The sequence below is a fragment of the Halomonas sp. M20 genome (assembly GCF_020622265.1).
In the GTDB taxonomy this organism is placed as follows: Bacteria; Pseudomonadota; Gammaproteobacteria; order Pseudomonadales; family Halomonadaceae; genus Modicisalibacter.
Map to the genome: position 1 here is coordinate 530627 of NZ_JACNMQ010000001.1, position 21374 is coordinate 552000.

At 57.4% G+C, this 21374-nt stretch carries 9 protein-coding genes and 2 pseudogenes; 5 read left to right on the forward strand and 6 right to left on the reverse strand.

Annotated elements, in window-relative coordinates:
• Positions 1-8: 8 nt before the first annotated feature.
• The 5 genes from H7850_RS02560 to H7850_RS02580 all read right to left on the reverse strand — a co-directional run bounded on the left by H7850_RS02560 (position 9) and on the right by H7850_RS02580 (position 17976).
• Positions 9-1193 carry an HlyD family type I secretion periplasmic adaptor subunit gene (locus H7850_RS02560; RefSeq protein ID WP_227367822.1) on the reverse strand — a complete coding sequence of 395 codons (1185 nt, stop codon included), beginning with the start codon at positions 1191-1193 and terminating at the stop codon, positions 9-11.
• The gene (locus tag H7850_RS02565) at positions 1194-3329 is read right to left on the reverse strand and encodes a type I secretion system permease/ATPase (RefSeq protein ID WP_227367823.1); all 2136 of its coding nucleotides are present in this window, start codon (positions 3327-3329) and stop codon (positions 1194-1196) included.
• Positions 3326-4702, reverse strand: a complete 1377-nt coding sequence (locus tag H7850_RS02570; protein WP_227367824.1) for a TolC family protein — start codon at positions 4700-4702, stop codon at positions 3326-3328. Before H7850_RS02570 ends, H7850_RS02565 begins: the two co-directional genes overlap by 4 nt.
• Positions 4703-4821: 119 nt before the next feature.
• The gene (locus H7850_RS02575; protein ID WP_227367825.1) at positions 4822-6993 is read right to left on the reverse strand and encodes a type I secretion C-terminal target domain-containing protein; all 2172 of its coding nucleotides are present in this window, start codon (positions 6991-6993) and stop codon (positions 4822-4824) included.
• Positions 6994-7056: 63 nt separating this feature from the next.
• Positions 7057-17976 (reverse strand): Ig-like domain-containing protein, encoded by a 10920-nt coding sequence (locus H7850_RS02580; RefSeq protein ID WP_227367826.1) that lies wholly within the window; start codon positions 17974-17976, stop codon positions 7057-7059.
• A 150-nt stretch (positions 17977-18126) separates the two neighbouring features.
• Between H7850_RS02580 and H7850_RS18310 the strand changes: the two are divergent.
• The 5 genes and pseudogenes from H7850_RS18310 to H7850_RS18215 form a co-directional block, all read left to right on the forward strand.
• Positions 18127-18290, forward strand: a pseudogene (locus H7850_RS18310) (IS30 family transposase); the annotation flags it as partial.
• Positions 18291-18751: 461 nt separating this feature from the next.
• Positions 18752-18961: an addiction module protein gene (locus tag H7850_RS02590; RefSeq protein WP_227367827.1), complete on the forward strand. Its 210-nt coding sequence runs from the start codon at positions 18752-18754 to the stop codon at positions 18959-18961.
• 94 nt (positions 18962-19055) lie between these two features.
• The gene (locus tag H7850_RS02595) at positions 19056-19382 is read left to right on the forward strand and encodes a hypothetical protein (protein WP_227367828.1); all 327 of its coding nucleotides are present in this window, start codon (positions 19056-19058) and stop codon (positions 19380-19382) included.
• A gap of 643 nt (positions 19383-20025) precedes the next feature.
• On the forward strand, positions 20026-20154 hold the full coding sequence (locus H7850_RS18210; protein WP_319799256.1) for a hypothetical protein: 129 nt from the start codon (positions 20026-20028) through the stop codon (positions 20152-20154).
• Between the two features lie 12 nt (positions 20155-20166).
• Positions 20167-20391: pseudogene (locus H7850_RS18215) on the forward strand (cupin domain-containing protein); the annotation flags it as partial.
• Positions 20392-20642: 251 nt separating this feature from the next.
• Here H7850_RS18215 and H7850_RS02605 read toward each other — a convergent pair.
• Positions 20643-21359: a hypothetical protein gene (locus tag H7850_RS02605; protein ID WP_227367829.1), complete on the reverse strand. Its 717-nt coding sequence runs from the start codon at positions 21357-21359 to the stop codon at positions 20643-20645.
• Positions 21360-21374: the final 15 nt, after the last annotated feature.

Genomic DNA, 21374 nt, shown 5'->3' on the forward strand with positions numbered 1-21374 from the left:
AATTAACTTTAAAGCTTGGCCTTGAGCAGCGGCTTGAGGAGGTAATCCAGAACACTTCGTTCACCGGTCTGAATATCCACCTCGGCGATCATGCCGGGAATAATTGGCAAGGTTTCGCCATTATGCGTGAGTGAGCCACTCTCGGTGCGAATATAGACTTTGTAGTAGGCCTCCGTACCACGCAGTGTTTCTTCCTCAATGGTATCTGCGCTGATTTGTTCGACCGTTCCGTCGAGATCGCCATAAATGGTGTAGTCGTAGGCGGTGATCTTAACACTGGTAAGCATGCCCGGCGCTAGAAAGGCGACATCCTGCGGCTTTATCTTCGCTTCGATCAGTAACTGATCCTCTAACGGAATCACCTCCATGATGGTCTCCCCCGGGGGAACCACGCCGCCTTGGGTGGTGTAATTGATGGCATTGACACGGCCATGTACGGGCGAGCGAATTCCAGTGCGCTGATATTGGTCACGACGCTGCACTAGCACCTGCTCCAAGGAGGAGAGTTCGCCTTTTTTGTCCGTCAGCTCGGTGTAGGCATCCTGTACATAGCTGTTTTGGATCTCGGCGAGTTTGCCGTGTAAAGAAGCGATGTCTTGCTGCAGTTCGAGCGCTTCCATTTGACTGACCGCCTTGCGCTGGACCAGCGGCTCGATCAGATTGAGCCTGCGTCTCGCCATGCCGATCTCGTTCCCCAATGAAGCAATGGCCTTTTCCAATTTCTCTCGGCGCGCGTGGAACAGCTCTCCCTCCGATTGGGCAAGCGAACTCTGCGAGTCGATTGCGTCCGGAAATTCGATGTTGTCCTGTTCTAAGACCTCAGCCTGTAGTCGAGCGATTGCAGCCTTTAGCGCCATGACCTGATTTTCGGTCTCCTGGTAAGCGCTGCGGAACCGGGTCCCGCTGAGCCGAATCAGTAATTGACCCTTGTCGACGATGTCACCCTCACGGACCAGAAGCTCATCGATGATGCCCCCCTCCAAACTCTGGATGGATTGGATTCGACTGACGGGAACGACACGACCTTCGCCGTGGGTGACCACGGCGATGTTGGCCCAGGCAGACCAGCCAATGAAACTGATCAGACAGACCAAAACTGCCCAAACCACGGGCCTAGCGAGCGGATGGCGTAGATTAGCCTGCGGATCGCCAAGTTGACGCTGAAGATCAGCATCGCTAAGTGTCATAGCCATTTAGTGTCCTTCCTGCGTGGCTGCGACCCGGTTGCCGCTTACGACCTGGTCAATGTTGCCCTGCATGGCCAACTTGCCATCGCGTAGGACGATGGCGCGCTCGGTCAGTTCGAGCAATGGTTTTTTGTGAGTCGATACAACCAGGGTACGGCCTTGCATCCAACGCTTGAGGAAGTCGACCGTCCGCTTCTCGTTGGCCTGATCGAAGGAGGCTGTGGGCTCGTCAAGGAGCACGATGCGGGGATCTTGAAGCACTAGGCGAGCCAGTCCGATAGCCTGACGCTGACCGCCGGATACGCTGCTGCTGGAAGAGATCGGTAGCTCCAGCCCCAGCGGATGAGCGCGAACGAAACGTCCCAGGCCGACACCGTCGAGCGCCTGGAAGATTTCTTCGTCATCATAGGCAGCACCATCTAGGGTCAAATTGTCACGCAGCGTTCCATAGAACAGGGCAATGTCTTGCGGTAGATAGCCGATGGCTTGGCGGCGATCGGCGGATTCGACTTGGGCGATATTTACATCGTCCAGCATGACGCTCCCACTGGTTGGATCGACGAAGCCGGATAGTAAGCGTAGGAGTGTCGACTTCCCGGCGCCGTTGCCGCCGAGCAGGGCAATCCTCGAGCCTGGCTCGATGGAAAGCTCGGTCAGTTGCAACGCCTCGGGACCTTCCTCATCGTGACACACAACGACATTTTCCAAATGATAGTTGCCCCTGAGGTTCGGCTTGCGCACCTTATGCCCCGAGCCCTGTTCGTTGGGTGCCTGCATCAACTCGTCTAGCCCTTCGACGGCCGCCTTGACGTGCTGCCAGCGGGCGAGCAGGGCGCTCGCCTGCCCCATTGGTGCAATGGCACGGGAGCCAAGAATCGAACAGGCAATCAGTGCACCGATAGTCATCTCGCCAGCGCTGATGCGGTAGACCCCGACGATGACGATGCCGATGTAGGCCAACTGCTGCAGCAGCGAGACGGAGTGGGTCAGCATGCTGGTGACTGAACGCAGCCGGATCGAGGCAGTCGAGAGCTGTGCAGACAGCAATTCCCAAAGCGCCAGGTTACGGCCCTCGGCCCGGGTTGCCTTGACGGTTTCCAACTGGCCGATGGACTCCAGCAGTACGCCATTTTTCACTGCACCTTCGCGCAGGTTTTCCCGCGCGAGCCGGGCCAAATAGCGTTGCAACAAGAGGCCGGGAATGATCATGCCGACAATCGCTACCACCGGCACGAAGGCTATCGGGCCACCGATCCAGGCGATGATCAATATGAAGATGGCGACGAAAGGAATGTCGCTGATCGCGCCTGCGGTTGCCGAGGTAAAGAATTCCCGGACAGCTTCGAACTCCCTGATCTGACTGGTAAAGGCACCCGTGGATGGTGGCTTGGCCATCAGTCGCATCCGGACTGCTTGCTCGAATAGCTTCGAGGAGAGTTCCAGATCAAGGCGTTTGCCGATCACTTCCAGCAAGTGAGCGCGGAGCCCCTTGAGCATGAATTCGAGCAGTACGGCGAGCGCGACGCCGCTGGCCAAGACCCACAGCGTGTCGAAAGCGGCATTAGGCACCACGCGATCATAGACCTGCATGGCAAACAGGGCGGTGGAGATGGCCAGCAGATTGGCGGCCAGCGCGGCGACACCGATCTCGGCGTAAGCTGGTATGCAGGCTCGCAGGGGGCCTTTCAGCCAGTGGGTAGGGGCTGCTTTAGCAAAATTGCCGGCGCGATTATCGCTGCAGGGAATGGGGCGGGCGAATATCGCGACACCACTGTAGAGCTGCTCCAATGCCTCACGAGTAAGCACTTCCTCGCCACCGCCGGCTTCGGGCAACGCGACTCTGGCTTCATGAGCATCAAACGACTGCAATAAGACCGTCTCGCCATCTTCCAAAACAAGTAGGGCCGGTAGCAGGCGTGGCGAGAAGCTTTTTAGAGAACGGCTGACCACGCGTGCATTGACACCGGCCCGGCGTAGGGCACGAGTGACCTCTCGAAGTGGCAGGCGACCCTGTTCGAGTGGCAGACCGTCTCCTATTTCGGCGACGGAGGTGGGGCGACCCAGTTGGCTGCAAAGCAGGGCCAGCCCTTCGCGCAAAGGATCGTCGTAACTGTCAGGGCGTTTGGATGCAGCAAGACTCATGGTGTTTCTTTCCTCAAGCTGCCCGCAATCAGGGGTTTGATCAAACCCAGTTGCGAGGCTGCACGGTACTGCATGCGCTTTTGCTGGATTGCTATGTCGATGAGCTGGCGCCTGGCTGAAAATTCTTCCTGGCGGATGGTAAGCAGGTCATTGATATCGCGTAGCGCTACCGAGAACTGTTCCGTATAGAGTTCGCTAACTGCCTGCGCCTGTTGAACCTGTTCCTTCAGTGCTTGTTGGCGCTGTCGGTAGACCTCTGTATTCTCGATCAAGGTGAGTACGCTACGGCGAATTTCTCGGCGCTGGTCATCAATTCGATAACGGGCCACCTCAAGTCGTTGTCGCGCTGCCTCAGGCCTATGAAAGTTGGCTAAGCCCTGCAGCGTGTCCATGCGCAGGCGCAAGCCGATCACTGAGTCGCTTTGCAGGTCGCCGCCGATCTGACGACGTTGCAGCGAGCCTTCCAGATTGAGCTGGGGTTTCAATGTGGCACGAGACTCTTCGAGTTCCGCTTGTGCCTGATCCGCGACCGCAACCGTCTGACGATAGGCGGGGGCATGGACGATCCACTCATTCAGCGTCGCGTCATCGTCGAGACGGTCGGTCAGTGCAACGGGATCAGGGAGTTCCAAGTCTAGGGGAGCAACGCCGACCAGGACTCTGAACTGGTGGCGTGCATCGTTGAGCTCACCACGCTCGGTGGCTAGTTCGTCACGTGCCTGTGCCAGATCCAGCGCTATGCGACCTTGCTCACTGCGATCGGTATAGCCGCTGCTGCCACGATCCCAGGTGAGCCTAGCCAGCTTTTCGAGATCGTCGACATACGTCTGCGCCAGTTCCAGCCGGCGTTTAGCCGCTAGTGCATCCAGGTAAACGTCGGCGATATCGAGAGCGGCTTCTTCTACGGCGACTTCGAGCGCTTGTCGGGCCTCGCGCTCACTGGCGTTGGCACTCTCGACCCGACTGTCGATACGCCCCCAGTCGTACAGCGTCTGGCGTGCCGAGGCGTCGTAGCCGAACTCGCTGAAAGGGAGCTCCTCCGGCCCGGCCGAAAGGTCGACTTCGGGAAAGTAGCCCCATTCGGCAATGTCGACTTCGGTGCTTGCGCTTTTTACATCGGCAAGCGCCGCCCGCACGGCAGGGTTGTCCGCTAGGCCGCGCTGGACGGCGGCTTCGAGCGTTAACTTGTCTGCCGATGATGTGGCGTTCGGGAGCGTACCCTTCGGCGCAGGCATGGGTGCAGGCGGCGATGAGAGCCACTGGGTAGAGGGTGGGTCCGTTGCGACAGGGGCACCGTGATCAATCGTGTTCCACCAAGTCCAGCCCTGTCCATTGGCCAATGCTGGCGTAAAGCTGACGGTCATCGCCAGCATACTCAATGCCCGCTTCCAATCGAGTTGTTGTAACGTGCGGATACTCGTTATTCCTTTTGCCCGCGGTACTCATTCGGCGACGGCGGTGTCGCCGTCGCCGGCTTGTCGTTAAGATAATGTCAGGTTTCCACCATGACGGTGTCTTGCTCGACCCGAATGGTGGCATCACCGAAGGTGTATTGGTCATAGGCCGTGCCACCTATTATGACTTCGCCATTGAGCGAGGCGCCCTGGATATTGAGCGTGTCCTGTTCGTCACCGGTCATCTGCAGAACGTTGTTGTCGTCAGTCATGGCATCGACATCCTCGCTGATTAAGGTGACACGGCTGACGCCATCTCCGCGGCCCATATCAAGGCGCTCGATGTTGTTTATCGTTCCATAAGCGTCTTTGACGAAGTCGAGGCTGATGCCGCCGTCCAGCAAGAGGCTGTCAAAACCGTCGCCACCCTCGATCGACGCGAAGCCATTCCCGGTGGCGACCAATAGGTCGTTTCCAGTGCCGCCATCGAAACTGTCGGCACCATTGCCGTCGATAAGCAGATCGTTACCGCCTCCGCCATTCAGCATGTCATTACCGGCGCCGCCCCGAATAAGGTCGTTGTCGTCGCCACCGTTGAACGTGTCCTCGCCTTCATAGCCGTAAAGGCGTTGACTGCCGTTACCCCCCGTCAGCACGTCATTGCCGCTATCGCCCTCGAAAATGCCATCGTTGTAGCCCAGTAGCGTGGTTAAGACGTTTAGATCGGCAAGGCCACCGAGGGAATCCGAGGCGCTTTGGCCGTTGCTGTCGGTAGCGGTAATGGTAGTGGCATTCAGTACCGATAGCTGCAGGTCGAGGCTCAAGCCTAGCAGCGCCGCGGGGTCACTAAAGGCGACGGTGGCAAGCAGCTCGTTGACGGCTAGATTGTTGATCGCCCCGCCATCGGTAGCAGTAATCGTCAGGGTCGAGGATGGGGCCACGAGCCCCAGCAGGCCTGGTTCGCTGTTTACGCTAACGCTCAAGCCCAACTCGTCAGCCAATTGCTGCGAAGCGGTCAATTGCAGCGCCGTCAGGTTGACACTGAGCAGCGGCCGGTAGGCAATCGTGACCGATTGCAGATTGCCGTTGGCATCTGCAGCAAACAGATCCTGGTCACTGAAGTCAATCAGGCCCAGCAGATCGACACCCGCAATGCCCAGCAGCGAGGCTGAATTGACTTGCACGACCGGAGCCGTGTTGCCGGGAGTAGGCGCTGGCACTGTTTGACCCGAGCTGTCGAAATCGACGCGGGTGCTGGACGTGTCGCCGTCATTATCCGAGACAACAGCGGTGACTCCAGTGGACACGTTACTGGAAAGATCGGTATCGGCGTTGGCATTATCGACTAGCAGATTGCCCTGTATCAGAAGCTTCTCGATCACCGCTTGGTCGCTACTGAGCTCGCCGATAAGATCGACGTTCTGCAGGGTCATGAACTGATTTGCCTGGGTGACTTTGGTCGCTGCATCGTCGATTCCGGCAAACGCCCCGGTGCTGCTGATGTAGACGATGGTGGCGGTTCCTACAAGGGCGAAATGTAGGAAATTGGTCAGGTTACCGGCGTTGCGGCCGATGTGGCCCGCGCCCTGCAGTAGATTGCTGAGGTCGAGGATATCTCCGCCGGCCGAAACGCGACTGCCATCGAAGTCGGTAATGGTGTCGTTCGCGGGATTGCCAACCATACCCTGGTTTCCCGATTCCCAGCGGAACACATCGTTACCGGTACCGCCGGTCAGCGTGTCGTTGCTGGTCCCGCCGATCAGGATGTCGTTGCCGGACCCACCATTGAGCGTATCGGTACCCGCGCCACCGCGGAGAAGATCGTTACTCGCATTACCGTTCAACGAATCGTTGCCAGCGTAACCATAGAGACGGTCGTTTCCGGTCGTTCCACTGAGCGTGTTGGCATTGGCGTCACCCTGGACCAGATAACTGGGCGAGTTGCTCTGCAGCAGCCCAAGGCTCAGCAAGTCACTGCTTGACGAGCTGCTGGTATTGCCTGCGACATCGGTCGCCGAGATCTTGAGGGTCGAGCCCAGACCGATATTGGCCAGACCACTACTGAAGTAGACCGAACCAAGAAACTCGTTCAATGCCTGGTTGTCGATTGGGCCGTTATCGGTCGCGCGAATGATTATCGAAGCGCTGAAGTCCAGTAGCGCAAGATTGTTGGAGTTATCGAACGTCAGTCCAAGCTCATCAGCCAAACGTTGGGAGGCACGAAAGCCTGCGCCGAGACTGATGTTCAGCGCCGTTAGCGAGATGGTCACCGAGCGGATGTCATTGTTAGCGTCAGTGGCCGCGAAGGCTTGATTGTCGCTGAGGTCGAGCAGTCACAGAGCTTCCACACCCACCAAGCCTAGCAAGCTGTCATCGTCACCGAGAGTCACTGCCGGATCCGCTTGGGGCTCGGGATCTAGCAAATTGGCACCCGTGGCGTCGTAGTTGTAAGAACCATCCCTCATGTCGACAGTCAATGTTTCACCCTTGACGGTACGGATCGTTAGTTCACCTGTATTGCTGTCGTAATCGGAAGGCACGAAAGGATCGATAAGTTCGGATGAGCCGCGAGCCGAGACGCTATTGCTGTCGGGATCATAGCTGAAGGTATAGTCGTCGATGGTGAGCTGCGACACGTATCCGCCATCGGCGCCGTAGCTTTCGACGAAGCTCCCAGAGGCCGTTGCCGATCCGGTATCGATCTCGAACTGTGCCGGTAGCACGGCAGTAGGAGCGTCGTCGGCCAAGTTGAGCGTCAGCTCACCGCTCGTCTGGTTACCGAGTCGGTCACTGGCGGTGACGTCGAATCCGAGCGCTAGTATATCCTCGCCGGCGAGCGGATGATCGAACGCCTGCGATTGAGTATAGGTATACGCCCCGCTGGTACTGATAGTCAGGGTGGCAACGGTGATACCGCTCGCGGTTCCGTTAAGGTTGTAGACGTCATTGTTGAAAATGCCGCTCCAGACCACGGCATCCCCAGCCGAGGTCACGCCTGCTGGGCCATTGATCTCGATCGAAGTCACGCCGCTGCCGCTGTCACCGATAGCCATGATGCCGAAAACCCCAATGGAGGCCGTGGACTCTAGTCCAACCTCGCTGACATTGGCGGCGGTGGCGTCGATTGTCGGCGCGGTGGTATCTAGCGTAGTGGTATCGATGACTGTACCGGTGTTGCCGGCTGCATCCGTGATCAAGAGCATGGCAGTTAACTGGCCATCGTTAAGACCGCTTAAGTCTTGAGCGGTAACGCTGAGGTTGCCGCCGGTATCGACACTGATGTCAGCAGAGTCGATAGTTAGGGTAGTGCCTTCGTTGTCGCTGATGATCAGCGAGGTGACGGTCGCACCGCTTTCGACCTCCCCGCCTAGTGTCACGCTGCCGATCTCTCCTGGAGAGAGCAACCCATCGCCGCCATCGACGAAGGCAATGGTGTTGCCCCCCTCATCTGGCACAGTAACGTCGACGGTGATCGAGTTGGTAATGGTATCGCTATTGCCGGCTGGGTCGATGGCGTGCACCGTGACCGAGACTTCGCCCTCGGGCAGGGTAGCCAAGGTATCGTCGGCGAGTGTCCAGGTGCCGTCCCCATTGTTGGTGGCGGCATAGTCGACACCGTCAATATCCACGACGATGTCAGCCACCGGGTCGTCGATAGTGCCGGACAGTGCGGGGGTATCGTCGTTGGTGATCAAAGCTTCGAGCGTGACCGTGGGCGCTGTGATGTCGACGCGGACGATGCCAGTGGCCGGGGTGGTGGTATTGCCGGCCAGATCCGTTGCGGTGACCGAAACTTCGGTTTCGCCCTCATTCAGGGCCGTCAGTTCGTCGCTGGCTAGCGTCCAGGTACCATCCCCATTGTTGGTGGCGTAGTAATCCATGCCTCCGACCATGACCGTCACGGTGGCAGCACTATCATTCACCGTACCGCTCAATACCGGGGTGGTGTCATTAGTGGTCAGATCATCAAAGGTGACCGTCGGCGCGGTCAGATCGACCGTGATCGTGCCGTAGGCGAGTGCCTGATTGCCCACCGGGTCGATAGCGCTGACGCTGACATCGGTATCACCCTCACTCAGGGGCGCTAGGGCATCGTCGGCCAGCGTCCAGGTGCCGTCATCGTTATTGGTGGCGATATAGTCCATTTCGCCGACCGTGACGACGATCGTAGCCTCCGGGTCATCGACGATGCCCATAAGCGCGGGTGTGGTGTCATTGGTGGTCTGGTCGTTCACCGTTAGCGTCGGTGTTGTGACGTCGACCGTCACGGTGCCGGTCGCTGGATCACTGATGTTGCCCGCCGGATCGACCGCCGCAACGCTGAACTGGTTATCACCGGAGCCGAGTTCAGCAAGTGTGTTGTCGGCCAAAGTCCAGGTGCCATCGCCGTTGTTGGTGGCGGTGTACTCCGTATCGCCGATCGTGACGGTGACCGTGGCGTCGAAGTCGTCGACAGTTCCGCTCAGAAGTGGCGTCGTGTCGTTGGTTACGAGGTCGGTCACGGTGACCGCCGGCGCCGCCTGGTCGAGCGTAATCGTACCGAACCCGATGGCGCTGTTGCCGGCCGGGTCCGTTGCTGTCACGCTGACCTCGGTTACGCTGGGTACGAGCGCTCCCAGCGAGTCATTGTCCAGGGTCCAGGTGCCATCGCCGTTGTTGGTGGCGATGTAGTCCGTGCCCCTGACCGTGACGATGACGTTCGCGTCAGGGTCATCCACCATGCCGTTGAGTGCCGGCGTGGTGTCGTTGGTTATCAGGCTGTCGATCGTGAGCGTCGGCGTGCCGGTGTCGACTGTCAGCAGGCCGCTCGTTGTCGGGCTGGTATTGCCCGCGATATCAGTGGCGGCAACGGCGACGGTATAGTCGCCATCGTCCAGCGGTGGCAGGATATCGTCGGCCAGTGTCCAGGTGCCATCGCCGTTGTTGCTGGCCGCGTAGCTCTCGCCATCGACCGTAACAGTGACCGTGGCGGCTGGATCGTCGACCCTACCGCTGAGCGCTGGCGTCGTGTCGCTCGTGACCAAGTCGTCGATGGTGGCTGTCGGCGCGTCGCGATCAAGGGTTACCGTGGCGCTTGCGATCGATTCGTTACCGGCCGGATCCGTTGCCGTCACGCTGATTTCGGTGTCGCCTTCAGGCAACTCCGTCAGGCTGTCGTCGGCCAGGGTCCAAGTGCCATCGCCGTTGTTGGTGCCGGCGTATTCGGCGCTGTCGACGGTGATGATCACCGTGGCAGTGGGGTCGTCGACCGTACCGCTGATTGAGGGCGTGGTGTCATTGGTGACGAGGTCATCGACCGTGAGCGTCGGCGTGAGGGTATCGACGGTTAGCGTGCCGCTCTTCGTCGGACCGGTGTTGCCAGCTGCATCCGTGGCGGTGACGGCAACAGTATAGCCGCCGTCACCCAGTGACGGCAGGGCATCGTCGGCCAGCGTCCAGGTACCGTCGCCGTTGTTGGTGGCGGTGTATTCGGTATCGCCGAGCGTGATGGTGATCGAGGCGTCGGGGTCATCGACGCTACCGCTGAGTGCCGGTGTCGTATCGCTCGTGACCAAGTCGTCGATGGTGGCCGTTGGTGCGTCCTGATCGAGAGTTAACGTGGCGCTTGCGACCGACTCGTTACCAGCCGGATCGGTTGCCGTTACGCTGACCGCGGTCTCGCCGGGAGCAAGCGCTTCGAGCGTCTCATCGGCCAGCGTCCAGGTGCCATCACCGTTATTGGTGGCGAAGTACTCGACTCCGTCGACGCTGACGGTCACCGTGGCAGTCGGGTCGTCGACGGTGCCGCTGAGTGCCGGTTTGGTGTCGTCGGTGACGAGGTCCTCTACCGTGAGCGTTGGCGTAACGGTGTCGATGGTCAGGGTGCCGCTCGTCGTCGGACCCGTATTGCCCGCGATATCGGTGGCGATGACAGCGACGGTATAGTCGCCATCGTTCAGTGGCGGCAGGGTATCGTCGGCCAGCGTCCAGGTGCCATCGCCGTTGTTGCTGGCCGTGTAGCTCTCGCCATCGACCGTAACGGTGACCGTGGCGGCTGGATCGTCGACCCCTCCGTGGAGTGCCGGAGTCGTGTCGTTGGTACTGACATCCTCGAAAGCCGCGCTTGGTGCGCTTAGGTCGATGGTCAAGGTGGCGCTATCTATCGCGATATTGCCGGCCTCATCAGTAGCTGCGATGGAGACCTCATAGTCACCCTCGCCTAACTCTGGCAGAGCGTTATCGGCTAGCGTCCAGGAACCATCGCCGTTGTTGGTTGCGGTGTATTCGTTCCCATCGATGAAGACTGACACTGTGGCAGTCGGGTCATCGATCGTGCCGGCAAACATCGGCTTGGCGTCGTTAGTGATGACGTCATCGAACGTCACGTTCGGTACGCCGGTGTCGATGGTTAGGGCGCCGGTATCGGTAGTGCCATTGCCGGCCATGTCAGTGGCCGTAACGCTGATCTCATGGTTGCCTTCGCCGAGCATCGGCAAGGTATCGTCGGCCAGTATCCAGGTGCCGTCCCCGTTATTAGTGGCCGTGTAGTCGACGTCATTGATAGTGACGGTGACCGTGGCGTTGGTATCGTCAACCGTGCCGGTTAGTACTGGAGTAGTATCGTTGGTAATGAAGTCGTCGACGGTGAGCAAGGGGGCCGTCGTGTCGACACTCAACGTACCGGTATCCGTCACCGTGTTATTGGCTGCGTCGGTGGCAGCGACGGAGACGCTGTAAACGTTCTCGGCTAGAACCGGCAGGGTATTGTCGGCGAGTGTCCAGGTGCCGTCGCCGTTGTTATCAGCCTCGTAATCGATGCCATTGACCGTAACGGTCACGCTGGCGTCAGGATCGGTCACGATGCCCGATAGCGCCGGGGTGGTGTCGCTGGTCGTCAGATCATCGAGCGAGACGACAAGAGCGCTGTTGTCGATGGTAAGCGTTCCCGTGGTGGCTGGGCCGGTATTGCCTGCCGCATCAGTAGCGGTCACGGAGACCTCATGGTCGCCTTCGTCCAGCGCTGGCGCCACGGAGTTATCGCCCAACGTCCAGCTGCCGTCGCCGTTGTTGATTGCGGTGTATTCATTGCCATCGATGAAGATTGACACCGTGGCAGTCGGGTCGTTGACCGTGCCGCTGAGTGCCGGCGTTCTATCGTTAGTATCAAGATCTTCGAACGTGACGCTGGGTGCGGTCAGGTCGATGACTAGCGTGCCGGTATTGATCGCGGTGTTGCCTGCGGCATCGGTGGCCGCGACGGATACCTCATAGTCGTTTTCAGCCAGCGTCGGACTGGCATCGTCGAGCGTCCATGTGCCATCGCCGTTGTTGGTTGCGTTGTACTCGCCTCCGTCGATCGCCACGCGCACCGTGGCGGTCGGATCGTCGATGCTGCCTGACAACGTCGGTGTGACTTCATTAGTGGCAAGGTCGTCAAACGAAACGGTTGGCGCCCCAGTATCGATGCTCAGGGCGCCGACCACTGTCGGACTGGCATTGCCCGCCAGGTCGATGGCCGTGACGGAGACCTCGTAGTCACCCTCGCCCAACGTCGGTAACGTGTTGTCGGCCAACGTCCAGGTGCCATCGCCGTTGTTGATGGCGGTATAGCTCTTATCATCGACCGTAACGGTGACTGTGGCATTCGGATCGTCAACCGTGCCGTTGAGTGTCGGCGTGGTGTCGTTGCTACTGAGAGCCTCGACGGTAACACTCGGCGTTGTCATGTCGATAATGATCGTGCCGGTATCGATACCGGTGTTACCGGTTTCATCGATGCCACTGACAGTAACGACGATCGGGTTTGCGCCATACTCCAGCGGAGGCAGCACGTCACCGCTCAGCGCCCAGCCGCCATTGCCATCGTTATCGGCGCGGTAATCCTGCCCGTCGATGGTGACGGTAACAATGGCGGTAGGGTCGCTGACGCTGCCACTGATATCCGGTGTAGTGTCATTGGTCAGCAAATCGTCGAATGTGACCGTGGGCGTTTCGATATCGACGTCAACCGTACCCGTTGCCGGTTGGCTGACATTGCCGGCCTGGTCGATAGCGGTGACGCCGATCGTGTTGCCGCCCGGGTCCAGCGCCGCCAGAGTGTCGTCGGCCAGCGTCCAGCTACCGTCTCCATTGTTGGTAGCGGTGTACTCGGTGACGCCAACTGTCACGGTGACCGAGGCGGTCGGATCGTCGATCGTCCCGGTGAGTTCAGGTTTCGTGTCGTTGGTGGCCAGTCCATCGAAGGTGACTATTGGCGCCGTCAGGTCGACGGCCACTGTTCCGCTTGTGATCGATTCGTTACCGGCCGGATCGGTCGCCGTCACGCTGACCGCGGTCTCGCCGGGATCAAGCGCATTCAGCGTCCCACTGGGCAACGACCAAGAGCCATCGCCATTGTTGGTCGCAATGTAATCAATGCCGTCGAGGGTGAGGGTCACCGTGGCGGTCGGGTCGTCGACGGCACCGCTGAGTGCCGGCGTGGTGTCGTTGGTAAATAGATTCTCGAAGGTGAGCGACGGCGTGCCGATGTCGATGGTCAGCATGCCGCTCGTCGTCGGGCTGGCATTGCCCGCGATATCGGTGGCGGTGACTTCGACGGTATAGTCGCCATCGCCCAGTGACGGCAGGGTATCGCCGGCCAGCGTCCAGGTACCGTCGCCGTTGTTGTTTGCCGTGTAGACATCACCATCGACCGTGACGCTGATTTTGGCGGTTGGATCGTCGACCGTGCCGTTGAGTGTCGGAGTGGTGTCATTGGTAGTCGTGTCATTCACCGTTACCGACGGATCGCTCAGGTCGACGGTGATCGTGGCGGTGTCGAACCCCTTGTTCTCGGTTCCATCGGCGGCCGTTACCGTGACGGTGATGGCGTTTTCGCCTTCATTTAGTTCTGGCAGTGCATCGCCATTCAATGTCCAGGTGCCGTCTCCATTATTGGTGGCGATGTAATCCTGCTCATCAATCTTCACTGTAACGGTGGCGGCGGGATCGCTGACGTTACCACTGAGATCCGGCGTGGTGTGGCTAGTCACCAAGTCATCGAGAGTCACGGTAGGCGTTTCAAGGTCGACGGTGACCGAGCCCGTTGCCGGCTGACTAAGGTTGCCGGCCGGGTCGGTGGCGATGACGCTGACTGCGTTGTTGCCTGTAACGAGTGCCGCTAGAGTATCGTCGGCCAGGGTCCATGTGCCGTCTTGATTGTTGTTGGCGATATAATCGGTGCCATCGACGGTGACGGTAACGACTGCATCTTCATCGTTGACTGTACCGGTCAGTGCCGGAGTGGTGTCATTCGTGACCAAGTTCTCGACCGAGACTGTGGGCGCCTGAGTATCGAATGTGACGGTGCCGGTAGCGATAGCTGTATTGCCAGCGGCATCGGCGACCGTCACGGTAACGATGACGGTTGTATCGCCATCGGTCAGCTGTGGCAGGGTGTCGTCGGCCAAGCGCCAGGTGCCGTCGCCGTTATTGGTGGCGAGGTAATCCTGCTCGTCGATCGTCACTATAACGTTGGCTGTGGGGTCACTGACGTTGCCGGTCAGGGTCGGGCTCGGATCGTTGGTTGTCAGGTCCTCGATTGTGACGTCGGGGGGTTCGAGATCGACGGTGATCGTGCTCGTTATCGGTTGGCTGACATTGCCGGCCGGATCGGTGGCTGTGACGCTGATATGGGTATTGCCTTCGGGTAATTCGGACAAGGCATTGTTGGGGAGCGTCCAGGTGCCATCACCATTATTGATGGCGGGGTAGTCGATGCCATCGAGAGTGACAACCACTACAGCGGCAGGGTCGTTCACGTTGCCCGATAGCGCGGGAGCCGTATCGTTGGTTTCGAGGTCGCTAGTACCGATATCGGGTGCCAAGGTATCCAGCAAGGATGACGCGACAACGTTGGTCGCGTTTCCTGCGGCGTCATTCACCGTCAACGTTGCCGTCAACTTCCCATCGTTGAGACCGCTCAGGTCCTGTGGAGTGGCTGTGAGCGAGCCATCTGCATCGACCGTGATGTCGGTGATATCGACGCCGAGCTCATTGCCATCAGTATCGCTGATGATAAGCGAAACCACCTCATTGCCGGTCGCTATGCGACCACTGAACCTGACGTTGTCAGCTTCTGGTGCAGAGAGGCTGCCGTCTCCACCATCCATGAAGGCGATGGATTGATTCTGTGGCGCGGGTGCTAGCGTATCGATGGTCAGCGTCACACTGGCACTTGAGTCCGACACATTGCCCGTGGCGTCTGTCGCCGTTGCCGTAAAGGTCACGCTGCCTTCAGACACTGCTCCATCGGGAGTGAACGTCCAGTTGCCATCGCCGTCTGAATTCGCGGTGCCGATTTCGCTGCCGTTGGCAAAAATCGTGATGACACTGTCAGATTCGGCGCTGCCGGTGAGTGTCGGGGTTGCATCGTTGGTGCTATCGCCATCGGCGAGCACGCCGGTCACTGGGGTGATATCGTCGCTGACCGTAAACATGGGAGCTTCCGGTCTGGTGGCATCGACCACGGCGCTGACCGAATCACTAGTATTGCCGGCGCTGTCGCTAGCGATCGCAGAGATGACGGCGCCTTCTACTAATGGGGGTGCAAGTATCACCGACCAGACGCCATTCGTGCCGATCATGACGGGGTCGCCGATTGCACTGCCTGCGGCGTCGGTCAATGTGATAGTGCTACCGGCTTCGCCGGTGCCGCTGACGGTGGTGCCGTTCGTCGGGTCGAGGGTCGGTGCCGTGGGCGCCAAGGTATCGACGATCAACTCGAAAATGTCGCTGGGGTTGGAGACGTTACCGGCTGCATCGGTAGCTGTTACTGTAAATCGGTAACCGCCATCGCTCAGGGTATTTTCCGGTGTGAACTGCCAGCTGCCCTGCTCGTCGGCCGTGGTCGTGCCTATAGCCGAGCCATTGGCGAGAATAGTGACGGTACTCCCGGCCTCTGCCGTGCCGCCTAGTGCCGGTAAGGAATCATTGGTGCTTTCGTCCGGGGCCAACTCGTCGGTCATAGGGGCGGTATCGTCTGTTAAGCTGTCTAGCGTTGGGGCGTCGGGGGCGTCGGTATCGATGATCAGTGCATAGCTGGCGCTGGGAGCAGAGACGTTGCCCTCTGGATCGACGGAAGTGGCGGTGAAAGAAATATTGCCGTTCGCCAGACGGTTATTCAGCGTGAAGCGCCAGTTGCCGAAGCTGTCGGCCTGGGTCGTGCCGAGCATCGTCGCATTGGCCCAGACCTGCACGATGTTTGTCGCTTCTGCCATGCCCACCAGCGTCGGGGTGCCTTCATTGGTACTCGACCCGTCGCCAAGCTCACCGGTAACGGGATCGGTTGCGTCGATAGACATCAGGATGATGGGGTTTGCGGGTGGCAGATTATCAGTGAGATCGACATCGACCGTTGCGGTTCTCGGTGAGCTGATATTCCCGGCGGCATCGATAGCGGTCGCACTGAAGTTGATGCTGTCTTCCAGCGGGATATCTAACGCGTACGACCAGTTGCCGTTTCTATCAGCTACGACGGTTGCGATGTGGTTACCATCGCTATCCGTTAGATTGACCGCGTTCCCCGCTTCGGCGCTGCCAGTCAGGATTTCCCCATTGGTAGGGTCGATGACCGGCGGCTCGGGCGGCTGGGTATCGATTGACAGTGTGAATAGGGAGCTTTCGAACGAGATATTTCCCGCGGCATCGGTGGACTTGGCGGTAAATCTCACATCTCCATCGTAGAGCGGGTTGGTTGGGGTGAAGGACCATGCCCCATATTGATCGGCAATGGCAGTGCCGAGCGTACTGCCATTGCCGAACACGATAATGGTGCTGCCTGCCTCAGCGCGGCCGGATAAACTCGGAGTGCTATTATTGGTACTGTCACCGTTGAAGAGGGTTTGGGTTTCAGGGAGGACGTCATCGCTCGCTGTTCGAATCACCGGGACCTCAGGACGCGTACGATCGATCACCATAGTGGCCGGTTCGCTGATATTGCCGGCGGTATCCGTGGTGGTGGCAGTGACTTCGGTACTGTTCGCTAAAGAAAATGCCGGCTGGAATGACCAGTCGCCATTATCGTCGGCGAGGGCTTCGCCGAGTGAATTGCCCTCGCCATCGGTGAGCACGACGGTACTTCCCGGCTCTGCAGTACCGGTGAGGGTATCGCCTCTGGTCGGATTGATGGTCGGTGTTTCGGGCAGGGTTAGATCCAGTGTCGCGGTGTCGCTGAATGTAGCTATGTTGCCTGCGGCGTCGGAAACGGACAGATTGGCAGTTAATTCTCCCTCGGCCAACGTAGAGCCATTCTGGCTCGCTACACTGAAGGTGCCATCCTCATTCAACGTGATCGTTGCCGGATCGATGGTAACCGTATTGCCGTTGCTATCACTGATGGTTAGCGATTTTATGACTGCCCCGGGTTCTATCCGTCCGCTCAGGGCCAGGCTTTCCGCATCGTCTGCAGAAAATATCTTCTCAGCGAAGATGACGAAGTTGTCGTCTATTGTCGGTGCGATCGCATCGACGATTTCATAGACAGGTGAGCTTAGGTTGTCGTCGTCACCCGCCCTTACGATGACCCTCGTTCCGTCTGCGAGTTTAGGTTCGGGCCCAAAGAACCAATCTCCGTTTATGTCGGATGTCGTTTTACCAATTAGGTTTCCATCACCATCACGTATGATGATGCTGATGTCGGAACCTGCTGTTCCTGAAATTGTTTCACCATTGGTAGGGTTTATAGTTGGTGGTTCTAGCCTGACTTTTTCCCCCTCTTCATTGTTGCCTCCATCGAGGGGAGAGTTCTCATTATCGTTACTATTTCTTCCTTGGCTGTTTGATGCAATGGTACCGGCTGTTGCTATGGTTCCTCCTCCTGCGATTAAACCAGTCGTAGTAAGCCCTGTCCCACCAGCTGAGCCACTCTGAATGGCAGTAATAGCTTCGTAAGCATCAAATTCTCCCAGTGGCGTATATTCGGCGGGAACAAGTCCCGTATCAGCAGTTGGGCCAAGTTCAGCCAGTAACAGTTGTTGTTCTTCACCTAGTAAATGTAACTGGCTTGTATAAGTAGGAACGGGGCCATAAAAGTTATTTATCGAAATCAACTGGCCATCAATTGTTTCTACAAGCAGGCTATTCCCACTGCGAACAATACTGACAACCTGGTCAGGAGAAAGACTCAGTAATACATTGCTAGGCTGTTGAAGTGTTATTGTTGAGTCAGCCACTACAGTAGCGGGTACTTTGGTTACGTCTTGAACGAGGCGGCTAATTTTAGCTGAAATTGGCATAACAACCTTCTTTCTTATTACCAATACAGCCTAATTGTTTGCATGCAATTGGCTGAACCTGCGAATAGTTAAATGTATCTAATGAAAAGATACTAGTTATTTAATGAAAAAAGCATGTTTCCTGATGATACTCAGCGCTAGGCCTCTCCCAAGGCCATTTACAACGCGCTCCATGCAATACCCCGCGATAGCTTCAAGAAAGAGCTTATCGCTTGCCTGAGACAAGGCAAGGGTAAACGCCGACCACACGCAGCCATGGCAAGGGTGGCAAGGATTGACGTGGTCAGATTCCTGATCTGGTCAGCATTCACCTGTGATAGCCCAAGATGAAGGACCGCCTGATGCCCGGTCACTGAGAGGGCGATCTGATCATGGTTACCTTCTCAATACCAACGGCCTACAGCGGTAGCACCTGCTAAAGGGTACTAACCTCTCGGTATACAGCCAGGACGAGCTCGATACGATTGCTGATTCGCTGAACACACAGCTACGTAAGACCTTGAACAGGCGGATGCCGCCGGAGGCTTACGTGGACATTCTCAAGAAATCAGTCGCTGGACCAGACACACGCCAATAGTGTCGCGTTTGGAACTTGAGGCCGCCGTGTTTACAAAACAGGCGAACGAAGGCAAGACAAGGCGAAATTGAACGAAAAAGCGCAGTTTACTGGGTGTAAATGAGCATTTAGACGGGGCTGGCGCACCAGATCAATTTCAACGCTATATTGCCAAGTGCAGGCATTTTGTAGACACCACCTTAGAGAGGAGTGGTCACCATGAATGCCTCGTTACATGATCTTCCCATTGAGCAACGAATCCAGCTGGTCGAGGATCTTTGGGATAGCATTGAGTCTAATCAGCAGGTGCTACCATTCACCCAGGAGCAGCGACAAGCGCTGAATAGACGACTGGACGCTTTTGAAGCGGATGGTGACACGGGCCGGAGCGCTGATTCGGTGTTGTCTGACATTCGAAGCAAACTATGACGATGGAGATTCGCTTCCGGTCGAAGACGTAGCAAAACTTAAAGCAAGTCTTCGTTATAACTCTACTATTTCCAACCATTGAAGGTCGTACGACTTGAAACCACCTATCACACCGGATGGCCGCTACATCGTCGTTCGCGGTCGCCTCTGGCGCGCGAGCAATCCTCACCTGCCCGAACATGAGCGCGAAGCGCTAGTACAGGACTTGATGACGGCGCGACGCGAGGTAAAGATCGCCCGTAAAGAGGAGGATGAAGAACGCCTGACTGCCGCAAGAAAAGCCGTGGATGCTGCCAAAGTCGGGTTGGGCGAGCGCGGTCCAGTGTGGTGGACGGATGGTGCCAAGGACTTCAATCGTTACCTGGCCAAGAATACGCCCTATGCCGACTGGTATGCCGAGCTTTCCGGTTCGCAAACTTGATACTTCATTCAAGACGATTGCGTGGTCTGGGCTAGAATGAAAGCCGTTGTCGCCGCACGTTGTAATTGGGTTATTCAAAACTCTGAGGCGGCATTTTGTATGGTGTCACTTTTCCACTATGTGACATAGGCTACGCAGGTAAATCACATGCATGACGACGACAACCAGAATGATCGTCAAGCTGGCTAGTTCGCGAATTTTTGATATGCTGCTAAAAATTCGTATCCAAAGTAAAATTAATAGATTGGCGGTCATAGTGATGACATGTTCATTAGCTTGAAGATGCCAGCACGTTTATTCAATATTCGTGTAAATCTTCTAGTAATTATTAGATTTTTTTGGGGTTCAAATAATTTTACAAAGGTACATGTCGTTAGCAGCTGCCCGAAAGGCAATTGATACTTTACAAGTAGATTTTCATGCTTAGCAGATCTAAATGACTCCTTATAAGTGTACAGTTTTTAGCTTCAAAGACAGTAAGAAACATTCTGTAACCGATTCTGGGATTTTCATCAAAGTAATCAGAATAGGCTTTTAGCTAGATTGGCTTTCAACAAACGGCTGCACGACGATTCCTTTCCCGGTGCTTCACAGTCCCAAACCAACGCATGAGCCGGGCGTTGGCTACAAAGAGGAAAAATTAATGAGCCACATCGCAATTAATTTTGCTGAGAAGCTGTCCCTGTTTCAAGAGCAGTGGACGCCGAAAGTAATCGCCGAGATGAATGACTATCAGTTCAAGGTAGTGAAGGTCGAGGGTGACTTCGTTTGACACCAGCACGAGGATACAGACGAAACGTTTATTGTCTTGGAAGGGGATCTGCGAATTGATTTCCGAGACGGCTCTGTAAATCTATCGCAGGGTGAGATGTACGTTGTCCCGAAAGGGGTCGAACACAAGCCATATGCGGAAAACGAAGTTAAAATTCTTCTTATCGAGCCACGAGGAGTTCTAAACACTGGCAATGATTTCGGCGAGCACACGGCCCAGAACGATGTCTGGATTTAAGCAAGCTAACTTAGGCTTTGGATTCTTTAGCGGACCTTCGTTAGCTTTGCTGTAATACATTGTAGTCGATGAGTTCGGAGGTATAGCAATAAGCGTCACTACAGTCCGCCTTCAGGCAGAAGTTGAGCAGCATCTGGAAGCAATCGCCGCATCCATTCCGACCTTGGCAAGTCGCTTGGCTTAAGCGACATTGGTGGCGGAACTCAATAGCAGTGCCACCACGCCCTCATCGGGCGCGGCGGCGGTGGACGTCACATGCCGGCACGGGGCGGCAGGCCGAGGAACAGTTGGATGTGGCTGTTGAGACCGAATTCGCCGGGCTTCACGCCATAGGTCTGGCCATCGCTGTGCCAGGCAATTGCCAGCCCCGACATCAGATGTTCGCCGCCTAGCTGCAGGCAGGGCTTGAAGCTGCGCTGGAAGCGTGCCGTGCCGTCGGCGTCAGCGGTGAACACGCTGTCGCTGCCGTCACGGCTTCCGAGTGGCAGGTCGTAGGTGCCGATGAACGGGTCGGTTGGCGGCATGGCCATGAAGAAGTGCCACATCGTGTAGACGCCCTCGGGCACCAGCCCGTCGAATGCTACATCGATCTCCGCTGCGCCATCCTCGCAACTGTAGCTACCGCTGCCCGAGGCGCCGAACCATTCGCCAAGCGTCATATCGATGGCTGCGCCCTTGGGGTAAGGTCCGAGTGCCTCGATATCGAACGGCGAATGCGCTTGCGGTTGCGCCGAGGCATAGAGCGGCTGGCCCATGTCGCGGTCGGCTGCGGTAGCGCGGAATACCTCGGTGGCGCCGGCTTCTCGGACGACGAACACATCCTGTTCGGCCATGTCGGCATCGATGTGATAGACGAAGGTCAGATCGATGTTGACGGGATCGTCGTAGCGGGCCGTTTCCGACCAGGCGGGGGTGGCGAGCGTGGCAACGGCGCAGGCGGTGGTGGCGTATTCAATAAAGGTTTTCATTTGTTTGTACCTTTT

Bases quoted from the DNA above. Each gene is read 5' to 3' on its own strand.
- H7850_RS02560 (WP_227367822.1), bottom strand. From the start codon at position 1,193: ATGGCTATGACACTTAGCGATGCTGATCTTCAGCGTCAACTTGGCGAT.
- H7850_RS02565 (WP_227367823.1), bottom strand. From the start codon at position 3,329: ATGAGTCTTGCTGCATCCAAACGCCCTGACAGTTACGACGATCCTTTG.
- H7850_RS02570 (WP_227367824.1), bottom strand. From the start codon at position 4,702: ATGCTGGCGATGACCGTCAGCTTTACGCCAGCATTGGCCAATGGACAG.
- H7850_RS02580 (WP_227367826.1), bottom strand. From the start codon at position 17,976: ATGCCAATTTCAGCTAAAATTAGCCGCCTCGTTCAAGACGTAACCAAA.
- H7850_RS02590 (WP_227367827.1), top strand. From the start codon at position 18,752: ATGAATGCCTCGTTACATGATCTTCCCATTGAGCAACGAATCCAGCTG.
- H7850_RS18210 (WP_319799256.1), top strand. From the start codon at position 20,026: ATGAGCCACATCGCAATTAATTTTGCTGAGAAGCTGTCCCTGTTTCAA.
- H7850_RS02605 (WP_227367829.1), bottom strand. From the start codon at position 21,359: ATGAAAACCTTTATTGAATACGCCACCACCGCCTGCGCCGTTGCCACG.